This is a genomic window from Nonomuraea phyllanthi (assembly GCF_006334985.2).
In the GTDB taxonomy this organism is placed as follows: Bacteria; Actinomycetota; Actinomycetes; order Streptosporangiales; family Streptosporangiaceae; genus Nonomuraea; species Nonomuraea phyllanthi.
Map to the genome: position 1 here is coordinate 243,449 of NZ_VDLX02000005.1, position 25,312 is coordinate 268,760.

The following is a 25,312-nucleotide window of genomic DNA, read 5'->3' on the forward strand; positions in this document are numbered from 1 at the left end:
CCATTCCACCAAACGCGCCGCAAACGTGCACGACGCCACGTCTGTGCTTTCATGGCAAACGTGGCAAGTCCCCTGCAGTTCGGCGATCCTCCCCGCCTGGGGCCGTACGTGGTCCAGGCGCGGCTGCACACGGCCGCGGCGGGCCTGGTGTATCTGGGACAGGGTCCGGACGGTCGCGCGGTGTCGCTGGCGGTGCTGACCCGGGGGGCGGCGTTCGACGCCGCGGCTCGGGATCGGTTCGTGACCACGGTGCGGGAGGCCAGGAGCGAGCGGTCGGGGGTGCGCGGCTGGTTCGCGCGGTCCGGGCGGTCGCGGGGCGCGGTGCTGGACGGCATGCCGGAGGTGCTGGGCTTCGACGGGGGTCCGGCGCCGTGGGTGGCGGTGCCGTACGTGCCGGGGCGGCCGGGGGCCGAGCGCTTCCTGGAGCCGGTCATGGTGGGCGGGACGCTGATCGGGCAGGCGCACGGGCCGGACTTCGTGCCGTACTGGCTGACCGACCGCGCGCCCGCGCTGCCGGGAGTGGTGCGGCGACGCAGGCCCCTGACCGAGACCCGCAAGCGGGTGCTGACGGCGGCGCTCGTGCTGGTGCTGCTGCTGATGCTGGTGACGGCTATCGTGCTGGTGCTCCTGCTGGGCAGGCAGGACAGCGAGCCGCAGCCCCGGCAGCTGCCGCCGACGGTGGTCGTCCCGTCGCCGCCGCCGACGCCGGCCAGCCCGGAGCCGCGGCCCTCGCGGACCCCGTCGCCGTCGCCGTCGGAGAGCGGGCAGGTCACGCCGGGGCAGACGCCGGGCGAGGACCTGGGCGACGAGGCTCCCCTTTAAATGATTTGAGCCTCACGTTACGGGAGGCTTTAGCGTTCCGCGGCATGGAGTTCATCGTTCACGACACGCTCGCGGCCATGGCCGCGCTTCTTGAGGGGCCGCTGGAGCGGCGGCCCGACGCGCTGCGGAAGATCATGGCGCCGACACGGGACGCGATACCGATGCCGGGCGACATCGTCGACATCCACCACCAGGGCGGCGGGTTCCGGGTCGACGTCGACGATCCGCGCTACCTGCCGGCCGTGCGGCGCATGATCGAGGCCGACGTGCTGGGGCAGGTGCGGCGCGAGCTGGAGCGCGCCTCCGACCGGCTCGGCGGGGCCAAGCAGGTCGACTCGCTGCAGGTCATGTTCATGCTGGGCAATCCGGACAACACGCACCTGATGGAGGTGGCCGGCGGCTACTACGGGATGGGCGGGGCGCCCGGCTGGCTGTACCTGCTCGCCTGGCCCACGGATGAGGTCATCGGGCGGATCGGGCACCTCGCCGTCCACGAGTTCCACCACAACGTCCGGTACACGAACGTCGAGTGGAACCCGGCGACGGTGACCGTGGGGGAGCACATCGTGGCGGAGGGGCTGGCGGAGGCCTTCGTCCGGGAGCTGTCGGGGGCCGAGGCGATGGGGCCGTGGTCGTCGATGGTGACGGGGGAGGCGTTCGATCGGGCGTACGAGCGGATCATGGCCGATTTCGAGGTGGAAGGGATGATGAACACGCCGGCGTACGTGCTGGGCGATACGGCGGTGCGGAACTTCGGGCAGGAGCCGCGCGGCATTCCCGACATGGCGGGATATGCGGTGGGGCTGCGGCTGGTCGACCAGGCGCTGGCCGCCACGGGACTGACCGCCACCGAGGCCACCGTCATCCCGGCCGCCGACCTCCTGCGCCGCGCCGGCATCCGCCCGTAACCGCCCGCCGGTCTCCTGCGCCGCGCCGGCATCCGCCCGTAACCGCCCGCCGGTCTCCTGCGCCGCGTCGGCCTTCGCCGGTGACCCGCCCGCCTGCCCGTGTCCCGCCCGCCTGCTCGCGCGTCGGGCGCCTCAGACCCGGAAGGCCGGCGGGTCGGCCTCGGCGAGGAGGCGGATCAGCGCGGGGAGACGAAGCCGGACTCGTAGGCGGCGATCACCGCCTGGGTCCGGTCCCGGGCGCCCAGCTTGGCCAGCACGTTCCCCACGTGGGTCTTGACCGTCTCCTGGCTGACCACCAGCTCGGCGGCGATCTCGTGGTTGGACAGCCCCCTGGTCATCAGGCGCAGCACGTCGCCCTCGCGCCCGGTCAGCCGGTCGATGCCGGGCACCCGCGCCGGAGCCCCGCGGCGGCGCCCGGCCAGCGACCTGATCGCGGCGGGGAAGAGCAGCGACTCGCCCGCCGCCACGAGCCGGACGGCCTGGACCAGGTCGTCCGGCCGGGTGCGCTTGAGCAGGAAACCGCTGGCACCGGCGCGCAGCGCGTCGTAGACGTAGTCGTCGTTCTCGAACGTCGTCACCACCAGCACCTTGGGCGGGTCGTCCAGGGCCAGGAGCCGCTCGGTGGCCTGGATGCCGTCGAGCGCGGGCATGCGTACGTCCATGAGGACGACGTCGGGCCGCTCCCGCCGCACCACGGGCAGCACGGCGGCGCCGTCGGAGGCTTCGCCGACCACGGCCAGGTCCGGCTCGGCGTCGATGATGATCCGCAGGCCCGCGCGGACGAGGTCCTCGTCGTCGGCGATCACGACTCTGAGCGTCACCAGATACCTCCGAGGAAACCCCCGCCTTTTGGCGGGGAGGGAATTCGACGCCTGCGGAGCAGGGCAGGGATAGGCGATTCGCCGTCAGGCGAACCGCTGTATCGAACAACTGCGCGACTCTCAGCTGATCGCGCGATAGAATGTGAGGCGTGGCGCAGATCGTGAAGCGGGCCTAAAAGTATCGCTTCTATCCGACCCCCGAGCAGGCCGAAGAGCTTGCGCGGACGTTCGGCTGTGTCCGCCTGGTCTACAACAAGGCCCTGGAGGAACGCACCCGCGCTTACACCCTGGAGGCGCGTCGTGTCTCCTATGTGGAGTCGTCGGCCCAGCTGACCGAGTGGAAGCGCAGCGGCGAGTTCGACTTCCTGTTCGAGGTGTCGTCGGTGCCGCTTCAGCAGGCGTTGCGCCACTTGCAGGCGGCGTTCGCGAACTTCTTCGCCAAGCGCGCCAAGTACCCCACGTTCAAGTCGCGCAAGAAGTCGCGGGCCTCGGCGGAGTACACCCGCTCGGCGTTCCGCTGGCGCGAGGGCGCGCTGACCCTGGCGAAGATGGACACGCCGTTGGCGATCGTGTGGTCGCGTCCCCTGCCTGAGGGGGCGCAGCCGTCCACGGTCACCGTCAGTCGGGACGCGGCCGGGCGGTGGTTCGTGTCCCTGCTGGTGGAGGAGAAGATCCGTCCGCTGCCGCGGGCCGAGCGGTCGGTAGGCGTGGACGCGGGCATCACCGCACTGGCCACACTCTCCACCGGCGAGAAGATCGTCAACCCTCGCCACGAACGGCGAGACCGTCGCACGCTGGCCAAGGCGCAACGTGCACTGGCCCGTAAGGAGAAGGGCTCGAACAACCGGGCCAAGGCCCGGCTGCGGGTGGCCAGGGTGTACGCCCGGATCGCCGACCGGCGCCGGGACCATCTGCACAAGGTCACCACACGGCTTGTTCGCGAAAACCAAGTGATCGCCGTGGAGGATCTGACCGTCCGCACCATGGTCAAGAACCGCTCGCTGGCCTGCGCCATCTCGGATGCGGCCTGGCGCGACCTGCGGATGATGCTGGAGTACAAGGCCGCCTGGTACGGGCGCACGCTGGTGGCGGTGGACCGCTGGTTCCCCTCCTCGAAGCTGTGCTCTGCGTGCGGCACCCTGCACGACACAATGCCGCTGAACGTCCGCGAGTGGACCTGCGCGTGTGGCGCGGCCCACGATCGAGACGTGAACGCGGCCAAGAACGTGCTCGCCGCCGGGCTGGCGGAGAGCTGAAACGCCTGTGGAGCTGGTGTAAGACCTCAACGAGAGTCCTCTCGGGCGGGCAACCGGCGGTGAAGCAGGAAACCTCACGGGCGACCGTGGGAATCCCCCTCGTTTACGAGGGGGGATGTCAAGGGCTCGACCGTAGCGGCAGGCGTACGGTGACCTTCCACCCGGTCTCGGTGGGACCGGCCTCCAGCTCGCCACGGAGCAGCCGGACCCGCTCGCGCATCCCGGTCACGCCCCTGCCACCGGAACGCGAGCCCTTCCCGGCTCCGGGGTTGGTGATCTCGAGGCGCAGGTCGTCACCCTGGACGGCGGCCCTCAGGCGTACGGGGCCGTGGCCGTGCTTGATGGCGTTGGTGAGCGCCTCCTGGACGATGCGGTAGGCCTCCCTGGAGACCACGGCGGGGACGGCGGACAGATCGCCCACCTCCTGGCGTACCTGCGCGCCTGAGGCGGTGACCAGCTCCCCGAGATCGGCCAGCGTGGCCACCGGTGCCCTGACCGGCCGCCCCCGCCCTTCCGCTGCCTCGCCCTGTCGCTCTGCCTCGCCTTGCCGGCCTGTCGCGCCCTGTCGGCCTGCCTCGCCCTGTTGGCCTGTCGCGTCATGCCGCGCCGCCACGCCTTCTCGCACCACCGGGTCGTGGTGCGCCGTCACACCGTCCCGCACCGCCGCGTCACGCCGTACCGCCGGGTCGTGGTGCGCTGCCGTGGCTTCCTGAGCTCGTGCCGGATCCCGACCGTCCCCTTCGCTCCTGGGCGGCGCGGCATCGGCCGGGGCGTCGTCGCGGAGGAGGCCCAGGACGTGGTCCAGGTCTTCCAGGGCGGTGCGCGCCGACTGCTCGATGGCGGACAGGGCGCCTCGCACCGTCTCCGGGTCGCGGTCGAGCACCCGCCCAGCGGCGGCGGCCTGCAGGGTGACGACGCTGAGTGCGTGGCCGACCGAGTCGTGCAGCTCGCGGGCCAGCCGGTTGCGTTCGGCGAGCGTACGGGCGTGCTGTTCCGCGGCGGCCAGGTGTTCGGCGGGGGTGGGTCCGAGCAGGACGGGAGCCAGCCTGGCCAGCAGCTCTCCCGCGCCCGCCGCCATCGCGACCAGCGCCGCCAGCAGCGCCAGGCCGCCTGCCGCCCACCCCACGGCCGGCCAGCCCGGCTCCACCGTGGTGCCGAGGATCGGCGTCGCCCGGCCGATGAACGGGAGCGCGAGCGTGACCGCCGTGAACGGCACGATCGCCAGCGTGCAGCCGCTGACCACGCCGCCGACCGCCAGGTGCAGGGTGAACCAGGCGGCGGTGCGGCGGCGTTCCTGCCAGGAGCGGCCCGCCTGCCGGGGCGGCGTCTCGACGTGCGCTCCGAGCAGGCCCTGCGCCGCGTTCACCTCCAGCGCGCGTACGGGCAGGAACAGCCCCGTCACGGCCACCACCGGCAGGACCGCCACGAACACCCCGAGCTGCACGGGCAGCAGCAGGTTGGCCTGCTGTCCCTGCCACTGGGCCGTGACGACCACCCCGGTCATCATGTACGGCATCAGCAGCGCGCCGCCCAGGACGAGGCACGCCCACCGGCGGGGCAGGTTCTTCCTCACATCGGCGATTGTATGTTGGTTATTCGCTCCCGGTGGAATGCGCCCTTAGAGTAATGCGCCGCCAGCGAAATGATTCCAGAATTCCGGCCGGCCGGGTCCAGCGTTTTCCCAGAAACAACCAGCACGGAAAGGCGGCCGGACATGACGGAGACCCAGCGCGTACCCTGGCCTGACCAGCTCAGTCAGCGCCTGCTGAAGGAGCGCATCCTCGTCCTGGGCCAGGAGGTCGACGACGACATTTGCAACCGGCTCTGCGGAAAGCTCCTCTTGCCGGCGGCCGAAGACCCCAAGCGCGACATAACGCTTTACATCAATTCGCCGGGCGGATCGGTGACCGCCGGGATGGCCCTCTACGACACGATGCAGTTCATTGAGCCTTTCCAACCTGATGATGCGGGTCAGTAGCGGTAGGTGCAGTCGAACATGATCCGATCCCCCATGGCAGCCTCGTTGTGGCCTTACCGGTTACGGGTGCCGCTGCCTCATCACACCGTGGTCCGGGTGGCTGTGCTGATCCAAGCGTCGCGGCCTGATCCCCTCGTCCAGGGCCGCGGGTCGGTCTTCTCTACCCCAGAGCTGGCTTATCAGGAGATCTGGGCCTACCTGCTGACGCACTGGGCGTTATGCACGCTGATCTGTACCGCCGCCACCGCTGCCGGGATCGATCCTCGACCGGATCACGTTCCTGGGCACCGTCGGCATCGTGCGTCGCTCGGTCACCGACTGCGCGGCTTTTCCCCCTGAGCCACCTCACGCGTCCTGGACGCGCGCCCTCCATGAGGTCGCACACCGACGGAACGTCAACCCGTGCCGTCGGCACCGCTCCTATCCGCGAGCCGTCAACGCTCGCGCCGCAGCAGCTACCGTGAACGCCGCCCTTCCGACAAGGGGATCCGGTACGCGGGGCCGCCGACCGTCGCGCTCTCGCCCACGCACCGGGCCACCCGAACGCCGTGATCATACTTATCCAATAAGTCCTAACAAAATGATCTAGGAATAACGGTGATCGTCCGCGGGTTGATCAGCGCGTGAGGAATGGCGAGCAGCCACCGTGGATCGTGCCCGAACAGGCTCGAAACATCGTCTGATCACCGAAGGGCACGGCATTCCGCTGATGGTGTCGCTGACCGGCGGGAACCGTAACGACGTCACCCAGCTCATGCCTCTGATCGAGGCCATCCCGCCGGTACGCGGCCGGCGAGGACGACCACACCGACGGCCGGATGCGATCTATGCCGACCGCGGCTACGACCACGACAAGTACCGCAAGAAGGTCCGAACTGCCGGGATCACTCCGGTCATCGCCCGGCGTGGCGTCGAGCACGGTTCGAGACTGGGCATGCATCGGTGGGTGGTCGAGCAGAGCTTCGCGCTGTTGGACTGGTTCCGCCGACTGCGCATCCACTGGGAGATCCGCGACGACATCCACGAAGCCCTTCTCAGCCTGGCCTGCGGCATCATCTGCTGGCGCCGACTGGCCGAACTCTGACTCCGTCAGGAACTCTTCGAGTCTGTCGCGAGCTCGGTCAGGCCACGATGGCCGGATAGGGACTCCTCATCGCGCCAAAGTAGGCCTCGGGCGCTCCTTCGATGTGCGCGGGCAGTTCGTCCATGAAGGCGCGCAGCAGTGGGGTCGCGTTGTGCCGGTCGAGGTCCTTCTGCGAACGCCAGACCTCATAGAGGAAGAATCGGCCGTCCTCCTGCTCGTGGAGGTGGTATTGAAGGTTGCCCTCGTGCCCTCGAGACGGCTCGACGAGGTCCATCAGGAGCTTCCTGAACTCGTCGGCGTGTCCGGGCTTGGGGGTCAGGAATCCGTAGAGCGAAACGGGCGCTGGTGCAGTCGAAGTCGTCGTCATGTGATCAACGTTAAGATGTGACATATATGTCAGATTCAAGCCGCTGACCTATGAGGTGGGTCACATGAAGATCGGGGAGTTGTCCCGCGAAACAGGCGTGGCCGTACGTCTCCTTCGCTACTACGAGGCCCAGGGGCTGCTCACCTCCCACCGCAGCGAAGGCGGCCACCGCCATTACGATCCCGAGGCCCCTGCCACCGTCGCCCGCATCCGTACCCTGCTCGCCGCAGGGCTTCCTACCAAGGTCATCCGCGAGCTCATGCCCTGCTTCGTCGGCAACGGCACCGAGCTCCAGGCCTGCGTTCTCGACCACCTCAGAACCCAGTACGCCGAGCTGGACTCCCGCATAGCCGACCTCACCCGAGCCCGCACCGCTCTGGGCGACATCCTCGAAGCCTCCGCCCGAGCACTCACCCACGTCCAAACCGGCCGTCACGCGTCGCAAAGCCGTGACCGAGCCTGCGCCGAACAACGGTGATCAACCTACGGAACAGAAGATCAATACCCATCCCGAGATCATTCTGTCAGGAGTTCTGAACGGCATTGGATCAACGCCCACTGCGCGTCGGATAAGTCGCTCGGGTATGGCTTGCGCTCAGTCGCGCGGCCATCCCAGCACATCCGGCCCCATCAGCCGGCGGTAACGCTACAAATCCATACGATCACAGCGACATCACGGGCATAGATTCGCGAACCGCGCTCTGATGAGACGGCGTCATGCCCGTATGTGCCGGCCGAAGCGGCCAGGGCGCCTGCCCACGGGTCCGCTCCATCCGAGTTCTCATCCTGCGCCTGGTCCGGGAGAACCGTCCTGGGGATATCGGCGCGTGCACGGCGAACTGGCCATGCTGGGCATCAAAGTCGCGTCCTCAACCGTGTGGGGGATCCTCTGAGACCGCCCCCCTCACGGGCAGCGCCAGTACATCTTGGCCGCCATCGACCGCACCACCCGGCGCTTCCGCGTGCTGGGCACCGCCTCACACCCGACCGCGAGCTGGGTCATCCAGGCGATGAGGAACCTCGTGACGGACCTGAAGGAGACCGGCTGCCAGACTCGCTACTTGATCCGGGACCAAGACGGGAAGTTCCCCGCCCTCATGGACGAGATCCTGGCCGAGGCCCGGCATACGGACCGTGCTCACCGGGATCCGGGTGTCGCGCATGAACGCGGTCATGGAGCGGTGGGTGCAGTTGTTCCGCCGCGAGCTGCTCGACCGCTGCCTGCTGTGGAACGAACATCGCCTGCGGTGCGCTCTGCGTGAGTACGGGCGGTTCTACAACCAGCACCGCGCCCATCCGGATCAGGCCCTGTACCAAGCGGCCGCGCTACGCGCCGTCCCGGACCCGATGCCAGCGCCGTAGTACGAAGGAGCTCGGTGAGCAATTCCTCATTCAAGCATGAACAAGGATCTTACTGGCTGTTTATTCAGTGAACGTAGCCTAACTGGACGAAAGCGCGACATGTGGAGGTTGCGGAAGACAATGTTTTTGCGCCTAGACCCCAACGCCCTTGATGTACTGCCCGTCGGCGTGTTGTTGACCGGCGGCTCGGATCACCGGCTGCTCTACACCAACCGCGCCTGCCAGGAGATGGTTGGCCAACTCGAGCTCGGAGTGCCGATTCAGGAGGCGTTGAGTGACGTATGTCTGGAGGACGATTTCGCGCCGTTCGACCGGGTGCTGGAAACAGGTGATGCTACGACGGTCGAGGCGATCCCCTTCAAATACGACGAGCAAGGACGCCTGCGTTTCGCTTCCCTGAGCATGTTGAAGATCATGCGGGAAGACGGGGAGGGTCTGCTGGTCGTGGCCGTCGAGGTCACCGACCGCGTCGCCGCCGGGCGGCCGACCGGCTCCGTCGCCGGGGACCAGGAGAGGTTGCTGCAGCGCTATCAGAGCTTGGTACAGCTGCAGACACAGGCGGTCTGGGTGGCCGACCCCATGGGCGCAGTGAGCGAGCCGATAGCCGGCTGGCAGCAGCTGACCGGCCAGTCATGGGAGGAGCACCGGGGCGACGGCTGGCTGAACGCCGTGCACCCGGATGACCGGGAATCGGCCAAGGAGAGATGGGCCGGAGCGGTGGAACGGAAGCGTAACCTGGATAAGGTACACCGCGTACGGACGCCGGACGGCGCCTACCGGCATGTCCGCGTGCGTGCCCTGCCGATCGTCGAGGACGGCGCGATAGTCGAGTGGGTTGGCACCATCGCCGACATCGAGCAGGAGTGGCAGGAGGAACAACACAGGCTGCTGCTTGACCAGGTCGCCGCGGCGACCGCCAATCTCGCGGATCTGGACGAGGTGCTGCGCGCACTGGCCGAGGTGATCGTGCCCAATCTGGCCGACGGGTGCAGCATCTACCTGCTGCCGGGGCTCGAGGACCAGTCCATTCCGCGGCCCGTGGTCGGCGAGCGCCTGGTCAGCCTCGTACCAGACGAGCCGATGTCGACCGGCCGACAGGTGTTCAGTCCTGCGAGTGCGTTCGCCAAGGCGATCAGGAGCCGCCGGCCGAGCCTCCACGTCTTTCCCGGGAAGCAGCCGCCACCGGGCATCACGCCACCGAACGTCGAGGATTGGTTGCGTCTCGCGGACGTCAACAGCGTCGCGCTGGTGCCGGTGATCGTGGACGGTGAGGTGGCGGCGATGCTGGTCGCCGGCGCGTGTGGCGAGCGCGAACCGCTCGGCAAGGCGGAGGTCGATCTGCTGGGCCGGATGCTGGATCACGCGCATGACCATCTCAGGAACGCGATGCAGTTCCAACGGACCCAGCGCATCGCGCTGGCGCTGCAGAATTGCCTGTTGCCGGATCCGCCGGACGTGCCCGGCCTGGAGGTCACGGCCCGGTACCGGCCGAGCGCGACCGCGGAGGAGGTCGGCGGCGACTGGTACGACTCGTTCGTGCTGCCGGACGGGTCCATGGTCCTGACCATCGGTGACGTGGCGGGGCACGACCTGACGGCCGCCGTCACCATGAGCCAGATGCGTAACGCGCTCAGGGGTCTGGCGATCGACCGGAGGGAGCCTCCCGGGGACATCCTGCGGCGCCTGAACGTCGCCACCGAGATCCTCTACCCCGAAGACACCGGCACTTGCATCCTCGCCCGGCTGGAATACCAGGGCAATCGCGAGTGGCAGCTCCACTACTCTGTGGCCGGCCACCCGCCACCTCTGCTCGTCACCCAAGACGGTGAGGCGCGTTACCTCGAAGACGCCGTCAATCCCATCCTGGGTGTGGGGTACGACATGCCGCGTACCAGCACCGTCGCGACGCTGCGGCCGGGCAGCACGCTGCTGCTCTACACCGACGGCCTCGTGGAAGTGCCAGGAGGGCACCTTGATGCGGGGCTGGAATGCCTGCGCCGCGCCGCCGCCTCCATGGCCGGCGCGTCCCTGGAGGCTCTTTGCGACGAACTGCTCAGCCGGATGCCGATGATGCCGGTCGCGCGCAGGGACGACATCGCCATCATCGCCGTACAACTGCCCCGCGTCTGAACCAGTCACAGCCCACCCCGTCGATGATGACCACCCACCCCACCCAGCGCTCCTGGAGCCTGTACGGAGTTCGGATCTTCACGCCATCTGCGCTCGTTCCCGGAGATCGGCGCAGATGAGGTGATCCGGTATTTCACGCCGACGGCGGCTGACGCGGCGTTCGTGAGTCCCGGCGGCGCCCTGTCGATCGGCTGGGCGTGGCGCCGGTGGCGCTGCGGCTGTACGGCAAGCGCGATCAGACCCGCTCGGACGATCTGGGCCTGGTCGCCAAGTATCTGGAGTGGCAGACCGCTGCGGCGGGCAGCCAGGCGATGAAGGAACTGGAGCAGTTCCTGCTGGACCGGGCGATGGAGCACGACTCGCCGACGCTGTTGTTCGACCTGGCGCGCGAGTATCTGATGGCGGCCAAGGTGATCCGGCCCGGCGTGTTCATCCTGGCCAAGATGGTCGGCATGGGCCGCAAGGGGGCCTCCGATCTGACCTCGCAGCTGGTGGGGCATCTGCTGGCGGCGGAGGTGTGCGCTGATCTGGAGCGGATGCCGGTGGTGGATGCGGGGCTGGGGATGACCCGGCTGGAGTGGCTGGTCAGCCCGGCCCGGGACGCGTCGGCGACCTCGGGTGAAGACCGCGATCGACAAGCTGACCTGGTTGCGCGCGATCGACGCCCGCCAGATGGATGTGTCGGTGCTGCCGAACGAGCGGCGCCGGTTCCTGGCCCAGGTCGCGCGCCGTTCGACCAACCAGGGGCTGGAGCGGCGCAAGGAGCGTAAGTTCCCGATCCTGCCGGCGTTCGTCGCCCAGGCCGTGGTCGACCAGCTCGATGAGGTGGTGGCCCTGTTCGACCAGGCCGTCAGCGCACGGGAGTCGCGGACGAAGTCCAAGACGGACGAGGCGCTGGTCGAGCGGGCCACGAAGGGCGAGGCCCGGCAACTGGTGATGGAGATGATCCTGCCGGTGCCGGCTGACCCGGCGATCCCCGACGATGAGGTGGGCGGGATGCTACGCGAGCGGATCGGCATGCGGATGGCCGGGTCGCTGAAGTACGGCCAGGCCACCGCCTCGCTGATCGTCGGCAAGTGGTCGGCCGCCTCGCGGCAGCACACCCTGGCCGCCGCGCTGAAGGAGTGGGGCATCCTGCGCAGGACCGTGCACCTGGCCAAATACCTGTCGGACCCGGCCTTCCGCAGGAGCCTGCACGCGCTGCGCCGCGACCTGCACTACGCCCCAGCGACTACCGCAACCGCGGCCGCACCGTACCAATAGATCGACGAATGTGGTGCCGGGGAAGCGTCCCCGCGCTTCGGCACGCGCTTGAGCAGGGTGCCAAGCCGCGCCAGACAACTCGAACCCGAAACTATTACTTGACGTACGGCATCACGGCATTGCGAGAAGAAGGGCCAATAGTGCCGCCGTCGTAGGACTGAATCTGCATTCGACGCGGTTGACTGGGATGCCCAAGTGGTCCGAGCCATGGACCATCTCCCGCTCCCGCGACGACGGGCTTGGAACACAGATGGGCACATTCCAGGAAGCGATGGCGATCCTGCGGCGTGGAGACGTCTACGAGACGGATCTGCGCCCACTGCGGAGCGTGGGTGGCCAGGTGCACGGCGGCTACCTGCTCGCGGTGATGAGCCGCATGGCCGGTGAGGGCGCTGTCGGGGAGCACCCGCATCCGAGCAGCGGTGCGTGGGCCCTTCGTCTCGGCGGCCGGTCCACGTCCCGCCGAGATCCACGTCGAGCCGCTGCGGGCCGGGCGGAACGCCACCCAGGTGCGGGTCCGCCTGTCTCAGGGCGGTGCCGTCCGCATCGAGGCGTTGATCACGCTGGAGCGGCTGTAGCGTACCGGGCTCCGGGTGGTCGGGGCCGGCGCGGGTATGGCTCCCTCGGAGCAAGAACGCCCAGCCCTCGGCCCGTACTGTCGGTCAACTTCGGCCTGGGCCTTCCGGGCTGGCGGATGGACGAGACCGCGCCCCCTGGGACAGCAAGGATCGTCTGGTCGCACAGGCCACGCAGCCACCGTGGGCAAGTGACGCAACAGCCGGACGCGGCCGCCGCCGCCCCATCCGGCTTTGCAGCGTTCCTGTCTCCAACAATCGCCCGAAGTGCTTCGGACAGCTGGGCCGGCGTGTCGGTGGCGTGCCGGGCACTCGAGGCGATGACACCGCTCGGGCCGCCCGACCGTGGCACCGGTGACAGGTCCAGGCGGAGCGCAGGGTTCAGCAGGCAAAAGCCCCGTGTCCGCGTCGCGCGGGTGGAGCCTTCGCCGGATGTGGTCGAACGATGGCGGCTCGGGGGTGAACGGTGCGCGACGAAGCCGATGCTGTAGTGATCGGAGCGGGCATCAACGGCCTGGTGGCCGCGGCCGAGCTCGCGGGCGCGGGATGGACATTGGTGCTGCTCGAAACGCGCGACCGTCTCGGCGGGTTCATCGACTCTGAGCAGCTCACCATCCCCGGGCACGTGCACGATACCTTCTCGTCGTGGCATCCGCTGTTCGTCGGAGGCGGCGCATACGCCGAGCTCGGCGCGGCGCTCCACGAGCGCGGCCTGGAGTACGCCAACACGGATGGCGCCGTGACCGCGTCGATCTCCGAGCGCGGCGTCGTCTTTGCCAACCGGGCCCCAGAGGCGACCGTCGCCCGTCTGGCCCACTCCGCCGATCAGGCGGCGTATCTCGCCATGCTCGATGAGCTCGACCGGCGTGCGGGCGTCGTGTTCGGAGTACTCGGCTCGGAGTTGCGCGCCCGGGACGTCGCGCGGCTTGGCGCGTCCGCGCTGCGGGGCCTGGGCGTGAGCGGAGCGATGGAGCTGGCTCGGGTCGCCGTGCAGAGCGGCCGCGGCTTCGTACGCGAGCGCTTCACCGGATGGGAGGCCGACCAACTCTGGACACCGTGGCTGCTGCATGCCGGGCTCGGCCCCGATCACGCCTGTGGCGGCCTGATGCTGCCGGTGATGGCGGCCACCGTACACCGCGTCGGCCTTCCGGTGGTGAAGGGCGGAGCGCGGCAGTTCATCGCGGCCTTCGAGCGCCTGCTCGCTGACCGGGGCGTCGAGGTCCGTCTGGGTGTCGTCGCCGAGCGTATCGAGGTCGCTGGCGGCCGTGCGGTCGCCGTCCACGCCGGCGGCCGGCGTATCGCCGCCCGAAAGGCGGTACTGGCCTCGACCTCGACCGGCGATCTCTACGACCGGTTGCTGGGCCGTGGCGCCGCAACCGAGAAGGGGCGGCGCGCGGCGCGGCTGCACCGGCCGGGCCGGGCCGCCATGCAGATCCACCTCGCCCTCGATGAGCGGCTGTGGTGGAGCGATGCCGGCCTGGACCCGGTGCCACTGGTGCACGTCTCGAACGGCGCCGACAGCACCGGCATCGCCTGTGCCCAGGCCGAGGCCGGGTTGTTGCCCGCTGCGCCTACGGTCGTCGTGGGACAGCAGACGGTTCTCGACCCCAGCCGCGCGCCGGAGGGCGCCGGCACGCTGTGGATTCAGCTCCAGGAACTGCCGTTCGTTCCCCGCGGCGACGCCGCGGGCGAGATCGACGTGGCCGATGGCTGGAGCGAGGAGGTCGTGGCGGCATACGTCGATCGGGTGATCGACCGGATCGCACAATTCGCCCCCGGTCTTCGCGACAGTATCCGCGGCAGCGTCGCCCTGCCGCCGCCCGCCCTGCTCGCCGCGAACCCGAATGCGGTCGCCGGTGACCCGTATGGCGGCGCCGCCGAACTCGACCAGAGCGTCTTGTGGCGTCCCGGCACCGGGACCGGCCACCGGACGGGCGTTGGCGGACTCTGGCACATCGGCGCCTTCACCCATCCGGGCGCCGGTCTCGGCGGCGGCTCGGGACACATCGTGGCCCAGCGACTCCTTTCGACCGGCAGCGTCCGGGCAAGGATCTGTCGCCTTCGCGAGGGCCTCGGGCAATGAGCATCGGCCTCCGCGGTCGGGCCCTGCTCCCGGGTGTGGACACCTTGAATACCGGATGATGGAGACAAGGAGTTCCAGCTGGCCACTGCCGGTCGCCCGCTCTGTGGGCGCGCATGACGGAGGCGGCCACCATGCCGGCAACCAGCAGGCTGGGCGTGAGCGGTGACGACGGTGGACACACGACGCAGCAGGTGGCCGTTGATCGCATGCAGCGGGCCAGACTCATCGTCGGCGGCATACCTCATCCATTCGCGGCACGAGGCCCACCTCCTGCCGTGAGAACGTTCCTGCGACCGCAGACGTGGGCGGAACTGCCGCAGAACGTGATCGACCATCCCCAGGCGCTGCGCACCTCCGGGCTCGGCGAGCGGTGCTGCTGGAACACCGTCATCGAGTATGCCTTGCCACAGCCCTTCGCTATCAAGACGGTCCTCAGCCCCCAAGACCACGACGTCGGTCGAATGTTGACCTCGATGACGGCCATCTACGACACGATGCAGTTCGTCCGGCCGGAGATCCACGCGGTCTGCGTCGGCGAGGCCTCCTCGGCGGCGGCCGTGCTGCTGGCGGCGGGCTCGCCCTGCAGGCGAGCCGCGCTCCCGCACGCCCGCGTCCTGCTGCACCAGCCCCACACGGAGGGCGGGCGCGGGCAGGGGAGCGACCTGGAGATCCACGCCAGGGAGATCCTGCGGATGCGCGACCAGCAGGAGGAGATCCTCGCCCGGCACACGGGGCGGGAGGTTCTGGACATCAGGAAGGACATTGAGCGGGATCGCATCTTCACGGCGGAGCAGGCGCGTGCGTATGGGCTGGTGGATGACGTCTACGCCTCCAGAAAGCGCGCCCTGACGGTGGCTCCTCCGCGACGTCGGCTCGTCCGTGACGGTGGCTCGCCTACGACGTTGGTTTGTCCGCGACCTCGGCGTGCTGGCAGCGGTGGCTCACCCGTTCACCTCGGCCCACCCGCTCACCGGACCACGGGACATTCACCGGGACCTTCACCGGGACCAACGGTGCACTGCTCTGCGCGCGGCGCTGCCCGCCGATCCCGGGTTCGCCCGCTCCGCTCGCTGGTGTCGTACCGTGCTCAGCCTGCGGGGGAGGGGAGTAATTGCGTTCAGAGTGCGACTTGTACACTCTTGCACGTTTCTTGGGGGAAATCGGGGGAGTGGCGTGCCGCTGGAGCAGATCCTCGTGTTGCTGGCGGCAGCCGCGGGAGCCGGGTGGGTCGACGCCGTCGTGGGCGGTGGCGGGCTGTTGCAACTGCCCGCCATCCTGATCACCGGAATGCCGACGGTCGAGGCGATGGCCACCAACAAACTGTCGTCCGTCTTCGGGACGGCGTCGGCGGCCGTCGCCTACGCCCGTTCCACCAAGGTCGACCGGCAGGTGGCGCTGCCGGGTGTCGGCCTGGCCGTGGTGAGCGCGGGGCTGGGGGCGTGGGCCGCGGCGTCGATCTCGACCGAGGTGCTGCGGCCGGCCGTCATGGTGGTGCTGCTCGGGGTGGCCGCGTTCGTGACGCTGCGTCCTGGGTTCGGGGCGGTGCCGGTGCCGCACCTGCGTACCAACGCCAGGGTGATCGCGGCCGTGGCGACGGCGGGGGTGGGGATCGCGTTCTACGACGGGATCATGGGGCCGGGTACGGGAACGTTCCTGATCATCGCCTTCACCACCATCCTCGGGCTGGACTTCGTGTCGGCGTCGGCCTCCGCCAAGATTATCAATATCGGGACGAATGTCGGTGCGCTGGCGGTGTTCGCCTCGCAGGGGCATGTGAACTGGGCGCTCGGGCTGGGGATGGCCGTCTGCAACGTGGCCGGGGCCCAGTTCGGGGCGCGGATGGCGCTCCGGCGCGGCACCTCGTTCGTACGGATCGTCCTGCTGTGCGTGGTAGTGGCCATGGTGGTTCGGCTGGGGTGGCAGCAGTTCGGGTCGTGAGCGGCCACGACCGACGCCTCTGCGAGATGGGGCCGCCGGGTCTGGCGGTGGCGTAGGTCGAACCGTGCCTCCCGGCCGTAGACGTGCGGACAGGCGAGCGGAAGGCGAGAGGCCGACTCCGTGAGCGGCGTCGTCTCATCACGGCCAGGCCGGCCGAAGAGCGGGGGTGTGAGCGCGTCCTCCGGTGACGGCCGGGCGAGGGTGGATGCGGGGTCGTGTCGTCTGGGCATGGTCGGGTGATCGTGGACGGCCGAAACGACTGGTGGCGGGCCGGTTGATGAGGGGCGGGTGGGCGCCCCTCACCGGTGCGCGCGGTCAGGCGGGTAGCAACGAGCGGACGTAGTCGCCGATCGGCTGGGGGCGGCGGCCGGCGATCTCGTGCAGCGTGCCCGGGGTGTCGGCGAGCCAGCCGCGGCCGATGTTGACGTCCACGTCGGCCATGATCCCCGCCATCGGGGCCGGCAGGCCGGCGCCGGCCAGGACGCGCGCGTACTCGTCCTCGGGCAGGTCCCGGTAGGCGACCTCCTTGCCGCTGGCCCGGGAGATCTCGGCGGCCAGCTCGGCGAGGCTCCACGCGGTGTCGCCGCCCAGCTCGTACACCTTGCCCTCATGCCCCTCGCCGGCCAGCACGGCGGCCGTGGCGGCGGCGTAGTCGGCGCGGGAGGCGGAGGCGATCCGGCCGTCCCCGGCGGCGCCGAAGACGGCGCCGAGCTGCGGTGCCGTGACGATCGCCCGCTCGTAGTTCTCGTGGTACCAATTGTTGCGCAGGATCGTGTACGTCACCCCCGACGCCTTGATGTACGCCTCCGTCGTCTTGTGGTCGGCGGCCAGCGCGGCCTCGGTGGTGTCGGCCTTGGGCGCGCTGGTGTAGACGAGCGTGGCCCCGGCCCGTTTGGCGGCGTCCACGACCGTGGCGTGCTGGCGGGCCCGCTGGGGCTCGATCCCGGAGATGAGCAGCACCTTGGTGGCGTCCCGCAGGGCCGTCTCGATCGTCTCGGGCCGGTCGTAGTCGGCCTGGCGTACCTCGACGCCCAGGCCGGCGGCCTTGTCGGGGGTGCGCGCGGCGGCGACGATCCGCGCGGCGGGCACCCGTGCGGCGAGTTCCCCGATCACCAGCCTGCCCAGGTGCCCGCCGGCTCCGGTTACCACGATCATGGTTACTCTCCCTCAGTACTTTCGATTGGTTAGTGCTTTCTATCAGAAAGTACATGCTGAGCGTAAGCTGGTCGCATGGAAGAGTTCGATCAGCTGGTGGCCGACGTCTTCTCGCGCCGATGCACCTCGCGCACGGTGCTGGAGACGCTCACCGGCCGCTGGGCCATCCTGGCGCTGGTGGCCCTGCACGAGGGGCCCTACCGCTTCAACGCGCTGCGCCGCCGCGTCGACGGGGTGAGCGAGAAGATGCTGTCCCAGACGCTGCACGCCCTCGAACGCGACGGCATGGTGCTGCGCGTGGCCGAGCCCTCGATCCCGCCCCGGGTCGAGTACAGCCTCACCCCGCTCGGACGCGAGGCCGCCGAGCGGCTGATCCCGCTGATCGAGTGGGTGGAGGAACGGATGCCGCAGGTCGCCTCCGCCCGCGAGGAGTACGCCTCGCGCTGATGCCCCGTTACGGCCGCGCCCGTTCCCCCGGCGCGGCGACCGTTCAGGCGCCCCGGCCGGGGTTCCTCCGGCGCGGCGACCCGTTAGGCGTCCTGGTCGTGCCGGCGGCGCAGGGCCGTGGCGGTGAGGGCGACGAAGGCGGCCAGCAGGGCGGGGATGCCCAGGGCGAGGGGGAGGCCGGCCAGCTGGGCCGCGGCCCCGATGAGCACCGGCCCCGACAGCATGCCGAGATACCCGATCGAGGCCACCCGCGCCAGCGCCCGGCCGGCGAAGGCCGGGTCGCGGTGCCCGGCGGCCGAGAACACCTGCGGCACGATGCACGACAGCCCCGCCCCGAAGGCGCCGAACCCGATCACCCCCGCCACCGGATGCCCGCCCAGCAGCGCCAGCCCGAGCCCCGCGGCGGCCAGCAGGCCGCAGCAGCGCACCAGCGGCACCGGGCCGAACCGGGCCGCGAGCCGGTCGCCCGCCAGCCGTCCCGCCGTCATCATGATCGAGAACGCGGCGTAGCCGGCGGCGGCGAACCCCGGTGAGGCGGCCAGGTCCTCGCGCAGGTAGACCGAGCTCCAGTCGGCCGAGGCCCCCTCGCCGACCAGGCAGCAGAACGCCAGCACGCCGAGGAACACGATCCCCTTGGGCCGCCCGGCCGGCGTGCCCGCGTCCTGGGCGGGGGCGGGCACCGGGCGCAGGGCCCAGCGGCCGGCCCACAGGGCGAGCAGCACCAGCACCACGCCCACCGACAGGAACGTGGCCCCCGGTGACACGTCCAGGTGCGCGAACACGCCGCCCGCCGTGGCCCCGGCGAAGCCGCCGATGCTGTAGACCGCGTGGAACGACGACATGATCGGCCGCCCGTGGGCCCGCTCGACCTCCACGGCGTTGGCGTTCATGGCCACGTCGAGCATCCCGTGCACGGCCCCGAACGCCAGCAGCGCCCCCGCCAGCGCGCCCAGGTTGGGGACGTGGGCGGGCGGGACGAGCACGAGGCCCTGCAGGAGAGCGGCCGGGATCATGACGCCGGCGCTGCCGCGGCGGTCCACCAGCGGGCCGATCGCCGTCATCCCCGCCATCGCCCCGGCGGCGATGGCCAGCAGGGCGAGGCTGAACTGGCCGTCGCTCAGCCCGAGATGTCCCTTGACGGCGGGAATGCGGGCCGTCCAGGTGCCCATGGCCGTGCCGGCCAGGAAGAACAGCAGGTAGACCGCCGTACGCTCCCGTACGAGCCCTCGCCTCACCCGGCCGCCACCCTGACCGTCACCCCGGCCGCGACCAGCGCCTCGCGCTCCTCACGGGGGATGCCCGGATCGGTGACCACCACGTCCAGCCGCGAGATCGGGCACACCGCGCCGAAGGCCGTGCGCGTGAACTTGCCCGAGTCGCAGGCCACGATCACCCGCCGTGCCGCGGCGATGGCCGCCTGCTTGACCGCCACCTCCGGCAGGTCGTGCGCGGTCAGCCCGTGCTCGGCCGACAGCCCGCAGCAGCCGATCACCGCCGTGTCGAACCGCAGCGCCCGCAGGGAGGTCTCGGTCAGCGGCCCCATGACGTTCAGCTCGCCGTGGCGCACCTCGCCGCCGGGCAGCACCAGGCGCACCCGCGGCGCCGTGGCCAGCAGCGCCACCGACTGCAGGGCCAGCGGCAGCACGGTCAGGCGGCGGTCGTGCAGCGCGCGGGCCACCTCCAGCGCGGTCGTGCCGCCGTCCAGCACCACCGCCTCGCCGTCGGCGATCAGGGCGGCCACCTCCGCGCCGATGAGCCGCTTGGCCTCCGCCGCCTCCCGTTCGCGCACGCCGAACGGCGGCTCCTCGCCGCGCAGCAGCAGCGACAGCGCTCCGCCCCTGACCCGGCGCACCACGCCCTGCTGGGCCAGCTCGTCCAGGTCGCGCCTGATGGTCATCTCCGACACGCCGTGCTCGGCGGCCAGCTCGGCGACCGAGACGCTGTCGTGGGTGCGCAGGGCGTCCATGATGGCTCGCAAACGTTCCATACGTTCATACAAACACGGTTCATGTGCGCAATACAATGGGCGCATGCGTGCCAGCCGCCTGCTCTCGCTGCTCCTCCTCCTGCAGACGCGGGGCCGCATGACCGCGCCCGAGCTGGCCGCCGAGCTGGAGGTGTCGGTCCGCACGGTCTACCGCGACGTCGAGGCGCTGTCGGCGGCCGGCGTGCCGGTCTACGCGGACCGGGGGCCGGCGGGCGGCTACCAGTTGCTCGACGGCTACCGCACCCGCCTGACCGGGCTGACGGCGGAGGAGGCCTCGTCGCTGTTCCTCGCGGGGTTGCCCGGGCCGGCGGCCGAGCTGGGGCTGGCCGACGTGGCCGCCACCGCCGAGCTGAAGCTGCTGGCCGCGCTGCCGCCCGAGCCGCGCTCGTACGCCTCGCGGATGCGCGAGCGGTTCCTGCTGGACGTGCCGAGCTGGTATCGCTCGGCCGACGACGTGCCGCATCTGAGCGAGGTGGCCGAGGCGGTGTGGGAGCGGCGGCCGCTGCGCATGACCTACCGTCGCTGGGGCCGGCAGGAGGTCGAGCGGCTGGTGCACCCGTACGGGCTGGTGCTCAAGGGCGGGTCGTGGTACATGGTGGCCGCGCCGCCGGACGGCAGCCCTCGCACGTACCGGGTGGCGCGGATCCTGACGCTGGAGACGGTGCCGGGCCACTTCGCCCCGCCCGCGGGGTTCGATCTGGGGACGTTCTGGCAGGAATACGCCAAGGAGTTCCGGGAGCGGATGTACACCGCGGAGGCCGTCATCCGGCTCGCGCCCGGCCGCGGCGACCTGCTGGCGTACACGATGGGCTCCGACGTGGTCGGCGCGGCGCTGGCCGCGGCGGGCGAGCCCGATCCCGAGGGCTGGCTGACGCTCACGCTGCCCGTCGAGTCGCTGACGCACGCGCGCTGGCAACTGCTGCGGATGGGGGCCGACGTCGAGGTGCTCGGGCCGCCGGAGCTGCGCGCGCTGATGTGCGAGGCGGTGGCGGAACTGCACAAGATGTACGGATGACGCACGATCGACCGGGCGCAGGTGACGACTGACCGGACAGGCGCGATGGCGCGCGTCATGGCGGCGAGCGGGCGGCGCCAGAGCGGTGATAAAGCGGGCGATATTTGGATGCCCGGTCTGCGAGCATCCTGCCATGTACATTGTCGCTTTCATAGGAGCGTGCGTCCTGGTGGCCATGGTCCCAGGAGTCAGCACAGCGATCATCCTGCGCCAGACGCTGCGCGCCGGCCGCGGGTCCGGCCTGGCGGCCACCCTGGGCAACGAGACGGGCATCCTGCTGTGGGGGCTGGCCGCGGCGTTCGGGCTGTCCGCGCTGCTGGTGGCCTCGCAGGTCGCCTATGACGTGATGCGCGTCGTGGGCGCCGTCGTGCTGGTGGTGATGGGCGCCCAGGCGCTCTGGCACGCGCGCAAGGGCGCGCCGCCGCAGGACGGGGCGGTCGTGCCAGGCCTGCGAGCCCCGTACCTGGCGGGCGTCGGGACGTGCCTGGCCAACCCCAAGGCGGCGGTGTTCGCGATGTCGTTCCTGCCGCAGTTCGTCCCGCCGGGGCAGAACGTGCCGCTGACGCTGGTGACCCTGGCCGCCGTCTGGGTGCTGGTCGACCTGCTCTGGTACGGGCTGCTCATCTGGATGGTCGACCGGGCCAAGGCGTGGCTCGGCAGGCCCGCGGTACGGCGGCGGCTGGAGCAGATCTCCGGCGCGGTGCTGATCGGCCTGGGCGTGCGGCTCGCCGTGGAGTCACGATGACGATCTGGCACGCCGAGCACGGCTCCGGCACGCCGGTGGTGCTGCTGCACTCCTCAGCGGCCGACTCGGGCATGTGGCAGGCGCAGGTGGAGGCGCTGTCCGGCCGGTTCCGGGTGATCACGGTGGACTTCCGCGGGTACGGACGCAGCGCGTACCGATCGGACGGCCCCTACAGCGACGCCGGTGACGTGACCCGGCTGCTGGCCGACCTGAAGGTGGACCGCGCGGCGGTGGTCGGGTCGTCGGGCGCGAGCCAGGCCGCGCTGGAACTGGCCGCGGCCGGGCTGGCCGACCGGCTGGTGCTGCTCAATCCCGTCTCCACGCTGGAGCCCACGGCCGACGTGCGGGCGTACTGGAGCGAGGAGAACCGCCTGCTGGAACTCGGCGACGTCCAGGGGGCGGCCGAGCTGAACGCCCGCACCCTGCTCGGGCCGGAGGCGACGCCTGAGGCGTTCGGGCGGGTGGTGGAGATGCAGCGGCACGCGTTCGAGGTGCAGCTGGCCGCCGATCCGGAGCCCGAGCAGGTCGAGGGGGAGGTCTCGCCGGCGGAGATCGACGTGCCCGCGCTGGTGGCGGTAGGCGCGCACGACCTGCCGTACTTCGTGGCCAGCGCCCGCCACCTGGCCGGCGAGCTGCCCCGCGCGCGGCTGGTGGAGCTGGAGTGGGCCGGGCATCTGCCGGCCATGGAGCGTCCTGATGAGATCAACCGGCTGCTCCTGGATTACCTTTAGTGCATGACGAACGACCTGGCGACCCTCGTGAGGCAGGCTCAGGACGACGACCCGGTGCTGGCGCTGCGCGCCACGACGTTGCTGCGCCGTGAGATCGAGCGCCTGGAGGCGGTCCAGGTGCGGCGGGCCAGGGTGGCCGGGCTGGCGTGGGCGCAGATCGCCGACGCGATCGGGGTGAGCAAGCAGGCCGTCCACAAGAAGTACGGCCGCCGCTGAGCCAGGCCGGACCATGTAACATGCCCGGCCGCTGCTGAGCCGGGCCGGATCACGTAACACGCCCGGTCGCCGATGTGCCGCGTGCGCATCGGCGGCCGGGCTCAACAGTCTTCGACGTTCTCCGTGCAGACGATCGTGCTGTTGCTGACGGCCTGCTGGAGCAGGGCGTAGAGCGCGTCACGCTGCGCGATGTCGAGCTTCCCGAGCACGTCCTCCTCGACCGCGGCGAGTTGTGTCTCGATGTAGGCGAGGCGTTCCTCGCCGATCTCCGTGAGCTGCACGACGTGACGGCGGCGGTCGTGCGGCGCCCGGCGCCGCTCGATGAGCTGCTGCGCCTCGAGGTCGTTGAGCAGGCCGACGACGTTGGTGCCGTCCATCTCGAGCACGGCGGCCAGATTCTGCTGCGTGCACGCGCCGCCGTCGCGCAGGACGGTGAGGGTCACGAGGTGACGTGGCCGTAGGCCGAGCGGGCCCAGCACGGACTCCGAACGCATGCGGATGCGCCGGGCCAGGTGATCGAGCAGGGGGCCGGAACGGCATTGGCTCTGGTCGGCGGCGGGCGGGGACGTCATGTCTCGAGTCTACCGGCTTGGCAGGATCGTCGATGTAGTGGTAATGATTAGTGCGTCACAAACGATTTATTGAGGAAGAACGATATGTCTCACCTCCTTCACATCGACTCCAGCATCCAGGGCGAGCGTTCGACCAGCCGCAAGCTCACCGCGCAGGCGGCCGCCGTCTGGCGGGCGGCACACCCCGGCGGCACCGTCACCTACCGCGACCTGGGCCGCAACCCGCTGCCGCACCTCGACGAGGCGGGCGGCCTGGCCCGGCTGGTGCCGGCCGAGCAGCACACGGCCGAGCAGGCCGTCTCGTGGAAGCTGACCGAGCAGCTGGTGGCCGAGGTCAAGCGGGCCGACACGATCGTGCTGGGCCTGCCGCTGTACAACTACAGCGCGCCGAGCGCCGTCAAGGCCTGGGTGGACCACCTGATCGCCCCGGGGCTCGCCTTCGATCCCGAGACCAGGGAGGGGCTGCTCGGCGGTCGCGACTTCATCGTCCTGGCCACCCGCGGCGGCGGCTACGGGGCGGGGACGCCGCGTGAGGGCTGGGACCACGCCGGGCCGTGGCTCCCCCACGGGCTGTCCGCGGTGGGGCTGGAGCCGCGGTTCATCACGGCCGAGCTGACGCTGGCCGAGACGACTCCGGCGATGTCCGGGCTGATCCCGCTGGCCGTCGAGAGCCTGGCGGCGGCGCAGCGCGAGATCGACACGCTCTGGTCCGCGGTACGGGTGTCCGCCTAAGCGTGGCCGAGGGATGACGGGCCGGTCGCGGGGGGCCGGTCCGTCGTCGTGCGGGGGCCGGATCTTGACCGGCGCCTGACGCGGGTCTTTCCAAGCCCGGCGTAGCGTGGACCGGAGACTCTGGGGGACCCTGATGCGTGCCATCGTCATCGAGAGATTCGGCGGGCCGGAGTGCCTGGTCTACACCGAACTGCCCGACCCTGAGCCGGTCGCCGGCCAGGTCGTCATCGACATCAAGGCGTTCGGCATCAACCACGCGGAGATGCACATGCGCCGGGGGGAGTGGGCGGAGGCCGCGAAGGTGAGCGGCATCGAGTGCGTGGGGCTGGTGAAGGCCTGTCCCGGCGGGGAGTTCCCCGTCGGGGCGAAGGTCGCGGCGCTCATGGGCGGGCTGGGGCGCACCATCAACGGCAGCTACGCCGAGCTGACGCGGGCGCCGGTGTCGAACGTGGCGCTCATCGAGTCGGACCTGCCCTGGGAGCAGCTCGCCGCGATCCCGGAGACGTACGCCACCGCCTGGACCTGCCTGTTCCGCAACCTGGAGATCGAGCCGGGGCAGCGGCTCGTGATCCGCGGCGCGACCTCGTCCTTCGGGCAGGCCGCGCTCGGCATGGCGGTCAACGCGGGCGCGCGGGTGATCGCCACCAGCCGCAACCCCGAACGGTTCGCCCTGCTGGAGGAGCTCGGCGCGGAGCGGGCCGAGCGGGAGGTACTGGATCTGTCACGGCACATCGCCGAGGCCAAGCAGCTGGACGCGGTGCTCGACCTGGTCGGCAACAGCACCATTCTCGACTCCCTCGACATGCTGCGGCGGGGCGGGCGCGCCTGCCTGGCGGGCTGGCTCGGCGGTCTCGACCCGATCGCCGACTTCAACCCGCTGCTGCAGATGGCGAGCGGCGTCTACCTGACGTTCTTCGGGAGCTTCGTGTTCGGCACTCCCGGGTTCCCGCTGTCGGACGTGCCGCTGCAGGAGATCGCCGAGCAGGTGGCGCAGGGCCGTCTCAAGGCCCGGCCGTCGCGGGTCTTCGGCTTCGAGGAGGTACGCGAGGCGCATCGCGTCATGGAGGCCAACGAGGCCAGGGGCAAGATGGTGGTCGTCAACGCCTGAACCGGCCGGACGATGCC

Annotated in this window: 24 protein-coding genes and 4 pseudogenes; 21 read left to right on the top strand and 7 right to left on the bottom strand. The window is 70.4% G+C overall.

All coding sequences use genetic code 11. The annotated features are described in order from the left end of the window. Positions 1 to 51: 51 nt before the first annotated feature. Positions 52 to 822 (top strand): hypothetical protein, encoded by a 771-nt coding sequence (locus FH608_RS15410; protein ID WP_193318433.1) that lies wholly within the window; start codon positions 52 to 54, stop codon positions 820 to 822. A 44-nt stretch (positions 823 to 866) separates the two neighbouring features. Next, entirely contained in the window at positions 867 to 1,730 is an 864-nt protein-coding gene (locus FH608_RS15415) for a DUF2268 domain-containing protein (RefSeq protein ID WP_139631178.1), read from the top strand. A 176-nt stretch (positions 1,731 to 1,906) separates the two neighbouring features. Here the strand turns inward: FH608_RS15415 and FH608_RS15420 are convergent, their stop codons facing one another. Continuing rightward, complete coding sequence (locus FH608_RS15420) at positions 1,907 to 2,551, bottom strand: response regulator transcription factor (protein ID WP_139631179.1); 645 nt, start codon at positions 2,549 to 2,551, stop codon at positions 1,907 to 1,909. A gap of 149 nt (positions 2,552 to 2,700) precedes the next feature. On the opposite strand from FH608_RS15420, the pseudogene FH608_RS15425 reads away from it, so the two are divergent. Then, positions 2,701 to 3,893, top strand: a pseudogene (locus FH608_RS15425) (RNA-guided endonuclease InsQ/TnpB family protein); the annotation flags it as partial. A 32-nt stretch (positions 3,894 to 3,925) separates the two neighbouring features. Here the strand turns inward: FH608_RS15425 and FH608_RS15430 are convergent. Continuing rightward, positions 3,926 to 5,380: a sensor histidine kinase gene (locus tag FH608_RS15430; protein WP_139631180.1), complete on the bottom strand. Its 1,455-nt coding sequence runs from the start codon at positions 5,378 to 5,380 to the stop codon at positions 3,926 to 3,928. 141 nt (positions 5,381 to 5,521) lie between these two features. On the opposite strand from FH608_RS15430, the pseudogene FH608_RS15435 reads away from it, so the two are divergent. Together FH608_RS15435 and FH608_RS15440 are read left to right on the top strand one after the other, a co-directional pair. Continuing rightward, positions 5,522 to 5,752: pseudogene (locus FH608_RS15435) on the top strand (ATP-dependent Clp protease proteolytic subunit); the annotation flags it as partial. A 679-nt stretch (positions 5,753 to 6,431) separates the two neighbouring features. Then, positions 6,432 to 6,869, top strand: a pseudogene (locus FH608_RS15440) (IS5 family transposase); the annotation flags it as partial. A gap of 37 nt (positions 6,870 to 6,906) precedes the next feature. On the opposite strand, the gene FH608_RS15445 reads toward FH608_RS15440, so the two are convergent. Continuing rightward, a complete protein-coding gene (locus tag FH608_RS15445) occupies positions 6,907 to 7,236 on the bottom strand; it encodes a putative quinol monooxygenase (protein ID WP_139631181.1) in 330 nt (109 codons plus the stop codon). A gap of 64 nt (positions 7,237 to 7,300) precedes the next feature. Between FH608_RS15445 and FH608_RS15450 the strand changes: the two genes are divergently transcribed. The 9 genes and pseudogenes from FH608_RS15450 (at position 7,301) to FH608_RS15490 (ending at position 16,587) form a co-directional block, all read left to right on the top strand. Then, positions 7,301 to 7,714, top strand: coding sequence for a MerR family transcriptional regulator (locus FH608_RS15450; RefSeq protein ID WP_139631182.1), 414 nt, complete (start codon positions 7,301 to 7,303; stop codon positions 7,712 to 7,714). A gap of 656 nt (positions 7,715 to 8,370) precedes the next feature. Beyond that, the gene (locus FH608_RS15455; RefSeq protein ID WP_139631183.1) at positions 8,371 to 8,598 is read left to right on the top strand and encodes an integrase core domain-containing protein; all 228 of its coding nucleotides are present in this window, start codon (positions 8,371 to 8,373) and stop codon (positions 8,596 to 8,598) included. Between the two features lie 36 nt (positions 8,599 to 8,634). Beyond that, complete coding sequence (locus FH608_RS15460) at positions 8,635 to 10,728, top strand: SpoIIE family protein phosphatase (protein WP_226899563.1); 2,094 nt, start codon at positions 8,635 to 8,637, stop codon at positions 10,726 to 10,728. A gap of 197 nt (positions 10,729 to 10,925) precedes the next feature. After that, positions 10,926 to 11,498 carry a DUF4158 domain-containing protein gene (locus FH608_RS15465; protein ID WP_226899564.1) on the top strand — a complete coding sequence of 191 codons (573 nt, stop codon included), beginning with the start codon at positions 10,926 to 10,928 and terminating at the stop codon, positions 11,496 to 11,498. Further along, positions 11,413 to 11,991: a Tn3 family transposase gene (locus FH608_RS15470; protein ID WP_193318436.1), complete on the top strand. Its 579-nt coding sequence runs from the start codon at positions 11,413 to 11,415 to the stop codon at positions 11,989 to 11,991. The genes FH608_RS15465 and FH608_RS15470 overlap by 86 nt, the downstream gene beginning before the upstream one ends. A 422-nt stretch (positions 11,992 to 12,413) precedes the next feature. Next, entirely contained in the window at positions 12,414 to 12,569 is a 156-nt protein-coding gene (locus tag FH608_RS15475) for an acyl-CoA thioesterase domain-containing protein (RefSeq protein ID WP_193318437.1), read from the top strand. 463 nt (positions 12,570 to 13,032) lie between these two features. Beyond that, entirely contained in the window at positions 13,033 to 14,649 is a 1,617-nt protein-coding gene (locus tag FH608_RS15480; RefSeq protein WP_139631187.1) for a phytoene desaturase family protein, read from the top strand. Positions 14,650 to 15,104: 455 nt separating this feature from the next. Next, positions 15,105 to 15,497, top strand: a pseudogene (locus tag FH608_RS15485) (ATP-dependent Clp protease proteolytic subunit); the annotation flags it as partial. A 325-nt stretch (positions 15,498 to 15,822) separates the two neighbouring features. After that, a complete protein-coding gene (locus FH608_RS15490; protein ID WP_139631188.1) occupies positions 15,823 to 16,587 on the top strand; it encodes a sulfite exporter TauE/SafE family protein in 765 nt (254 codons plus the stop codon). 315 nt (positions 16,588 to 16,902) lie between these two features. Here FH608_RS15490 and FH608_RS15495 read toward each other — a convergent pair whose 3' ends face one another. Further along, a complete protein-coding gene (locus FH608_RS15495; protein WP_139631189.1) occupies positions 16,903 to 17,742 on the bottom strand; it encodes an SDR family oxidoreductase in 840 nt (279 codons plus the stop codon). A 75-nt stretch (positions 17,743 to 17,817) separates the two neighbouring features. Here FH608_RS15495 and FH608_RS15500 point away from each other — a divergent pair, with 75 nt between their 5' ends. Beyond that, entirely contained in the window at positions 17,818 to 18,189 is a 372-nt protein-coding gene (locus FH608_RS15500; RefSeq protein WP_139631190.1) for a winged helix-turn-helix transcriptional regulator, read from the top strand. Positions 18,190 to 18,272: 83 nt separating this feature from the next. Here FH608_RS15500 and FH608_RS15505 read toward each other — a convergent pair whose 3' ends face one another. After that, on the bottom strand, positions 18,273 to 19,424 hold the full coding sequence (locus FH608_RS15505; protein ID WP_226899565.1) for an MFS transporter: 1,152 nt from the start codon (positions 19,422 to 19,424) through the stop codon (positions 18,273 to 18,275). Next, positions 19,421 to 20,176 carry a DeoR/GlpR family DNA-binding transcription regulator gene (locus FH608_RS15510; RefSeq protein ID WP_226899566.1) on the bottom strand — a complete coding sequence of 252 codons (756 nt, stop codon included), beginning with the start codon at positions 20,174 to 20,176 and terminating at the stop codon, positions 19,421 to 19,423. Before FH608_RS15510 ends, FH608_RS15505 begins: the two co-directional genes overlap by 4 nt. 43 nt (positions 20,177 to 20,219) lie before the next feature. Between FH608_RS15510 and FH608_RS15515 the strand changes: the two genes are divergently transcribed. The 4 genes from FH608_RS15515 (at position 20,220) to FH608_RS15530 (ending at position 22,883) form a co-directional block, all read left to right on the top strand. After that, the gene (locus FH608_RS15515) at positions 20,220 to 21,191 is read left to right on the top strand and encodes a helix-turn-helix transcriptional regulator (RefSeq protein ID WP_139631191.1); all 972 of its coding nucleotides are present in this window, start codon (positions 20,220 to 20,222) and stop codon (positions 21,189 to 21,191) included. A 133-nt stretch (positions 21,192 to 21,324) separates the two neighbouring features. Next, a complete protein-coding gene (locus FH608_RS15520) occupies positions 21,325 to 21,936 on the top strand; it encodes a LysE family translocator (protein WP_139631192.1) in 612 nt (203 codons plus the stop codon). After that, positions 21,933 to 22,667 carry an alpha/beta fold hydrolase gene (locus FH608_RS15525; RefSeq protein WP_139631193.1) on the top strand — a complete coding sequence of 245 codons (735 nt, stop codon included), beginning with the start codon at positions 21,933 to 21,935 and terminating at the stop codon, positions 22,665 to 22,667. The genes FH608_RS15520 and FH608_RS15525 overlap by 4 nt, the downstream gene beginning before the upstream one ends. 3 nt (positions 22,668 to 22,670) lie before the next feature. Then, positions 22,671 to 22,883: a hypothetical protein gene (locus FH608_RS15530; protein WP_139631194.1), complete on the top strand. Its 213-nt coding sequence runs from the start codon at positions 22,671 to 22,673 to the stop codon at positions 22,881 to 22,883. A 101-nt stretch (positions 22,884 to 22,984) separates the two neighbouring features. Here the strand turns inward: FH608_RS15530 and FH608_RS15535 are convergent, their stop codons facing one another. Beyond that, on the bottom strand, positions 22,985 to 23,455 hold the full coding sequence (locus FH608_RS15535; protein WP_139631195.1) for a MarR family winged helix-turn-helix transcriptional regulator: 471 nt from the start codon (positions 23,453 to 23,455) through the stop codon (positions 22,985 to 22,987). Between the two features lie 84 nt (positions 23,456 to 23,539). On the opposite strand from FH608_RS15535, the gene FH608_RS15540 reads away from it, so the two are divergent. Together FH608_RS15540 and FH608_RS15545 are read left to right on the top strand one after the other, a co-directional pair. Further along, positions 23,540 to 24,187 carry an FMN-dependent NADH-azoreductase gene (locus tag FH608_RS15540; protein ID WP_139631196.1) on the top strand — a complete coding sequence of 216 codons (648 nt, stop codon included), beginning with the start codon at positions 23,540 to 23,542 and terminating at the stop codon, positions 24,185 to 24,187. A gap of 133 nt (positions 24,188 to 24,320) precedes the next feature. Next, positions 24,321 to 25,295, top strand: coding sequence for a zinc-binding alcohol dehydrogenase family protein (locus FH608_RS15545; protein WP_139631197.1), 975 nt, complete (start codon positions 24,321 to 24,323; stop codon positions 25,293 to 25,295). Positions 25,296 to 25,312 lie beyond the last annotated feature (17 nt).

Excerpts from the sequence above, each read along its gene's own strand:
- FH608_RS15410 (WP_193318433.1), top strand. The coding sequence starts at position 52 with ATGGCAAACGTGGCAAGTCCCCTGCAGTTCGGCGATCCTCCCCGCCTG.
- FH608_RS15415 (WP_139631178.1), top strand. The coding sequence starts at position 867 with ATGGAGTTCATCGTTCACGACACGCTCGCGGCCATGGCCGCGCTTCTT.
- FH608_RS15445 (WP_139631181.1), bottom strand. The coding sequence starts at position 7,236 with ATGACGACGACTTCGACTGCACCAGCGCCCGTTTCGCTCTACGGATTC.
- FH608_RS15450 (WP_139631182.1), top strand. The coding sequence starts at position 7,301 with ATGAAGATCGGGGAGTTGTCCCGCGAAACAGGCGTGGCCGTACGTCTC.
- FH608_RS15460 (WP_226899563.1), top strand. The coding sequence starts at position 8,635 with ATGAACAAGGATCTTACTGGCTGTTTATTCAGTGAACGTAGCCTAACT.
- FH608_RS15495 (WP_139631189.1), bottom strand. The coding sequence starts at position 17,742 with ATGATCGTGGTAACCGGAGCCGGCGGGCACCTGGGCAGGCTGGTGATC.
- FH608_RS15500 (WP_139631190.1), top strand. The coding sequence starts at position 17,818 with ATGGAAGAGTTCGATCAGCTGGTGGCCGACGTCTTCTCGCGCCGATGC.
- FH608_RS15510 (WP_226899566.1), bottom strand. The coding sequence starts at position 20,176 with ATGGAACGTTTGCGAGCCATCATGGACGCCCTGCGCACCCACGACAGC.
- FH608_RS15515 (WP_139631191.1), top strand. The coding sequence starts at position 20,220 with ATGCGTGCCAGCCGCCTGCTCTCGCTGCTCCTCCTCCTGCAGACGCGG.
- FH608_RS15520 (WP_139631192.1), top strand. The coding sequence starts at position 21,325 with ATGTACATTGTCGCTTTCATAGGAGCGTGCGTCCTGGTGGCCATGGTC.
- FH608_RS15525 (WP_139631193.1), top strand. The coding sequence starts at position 21,933 with ATGACGATCTGGCACGCCGAGCACGGCTCCGGCACGCCGGTGGTGCTG.
- FH608_RS15530 (WP_139631194.1), top strand. The coding sequence starts at position 22,671 with ATGACGAACGACCTGGCGACCCTCGTGAGGCAGGCTCAGGACGACGAC.
- FH608_RS15535 (WP_139631195.1), bottom strand. The coding sequence starts at position 23,455 with ATGACGTCCCCGCCCGCCGCCGACCAGAGCCAATGCCGTTCCGGCCCC.
- FH608_RS15540 (WP_139631196.1), top strand. The coding sequence starts at position 23,540 with ATGTCTCACCTCCTTCACATCGACTCCAGCATCCAGGGCGAGCGTTCG.
- FH608_RS15545 (WP_139631197.1), top strand. The coding sequence starts at position 24,321 with ATGCGTGCCATCGTCATCGAGAGATTCGGCGGGCCGGAGTGCCTGGTC.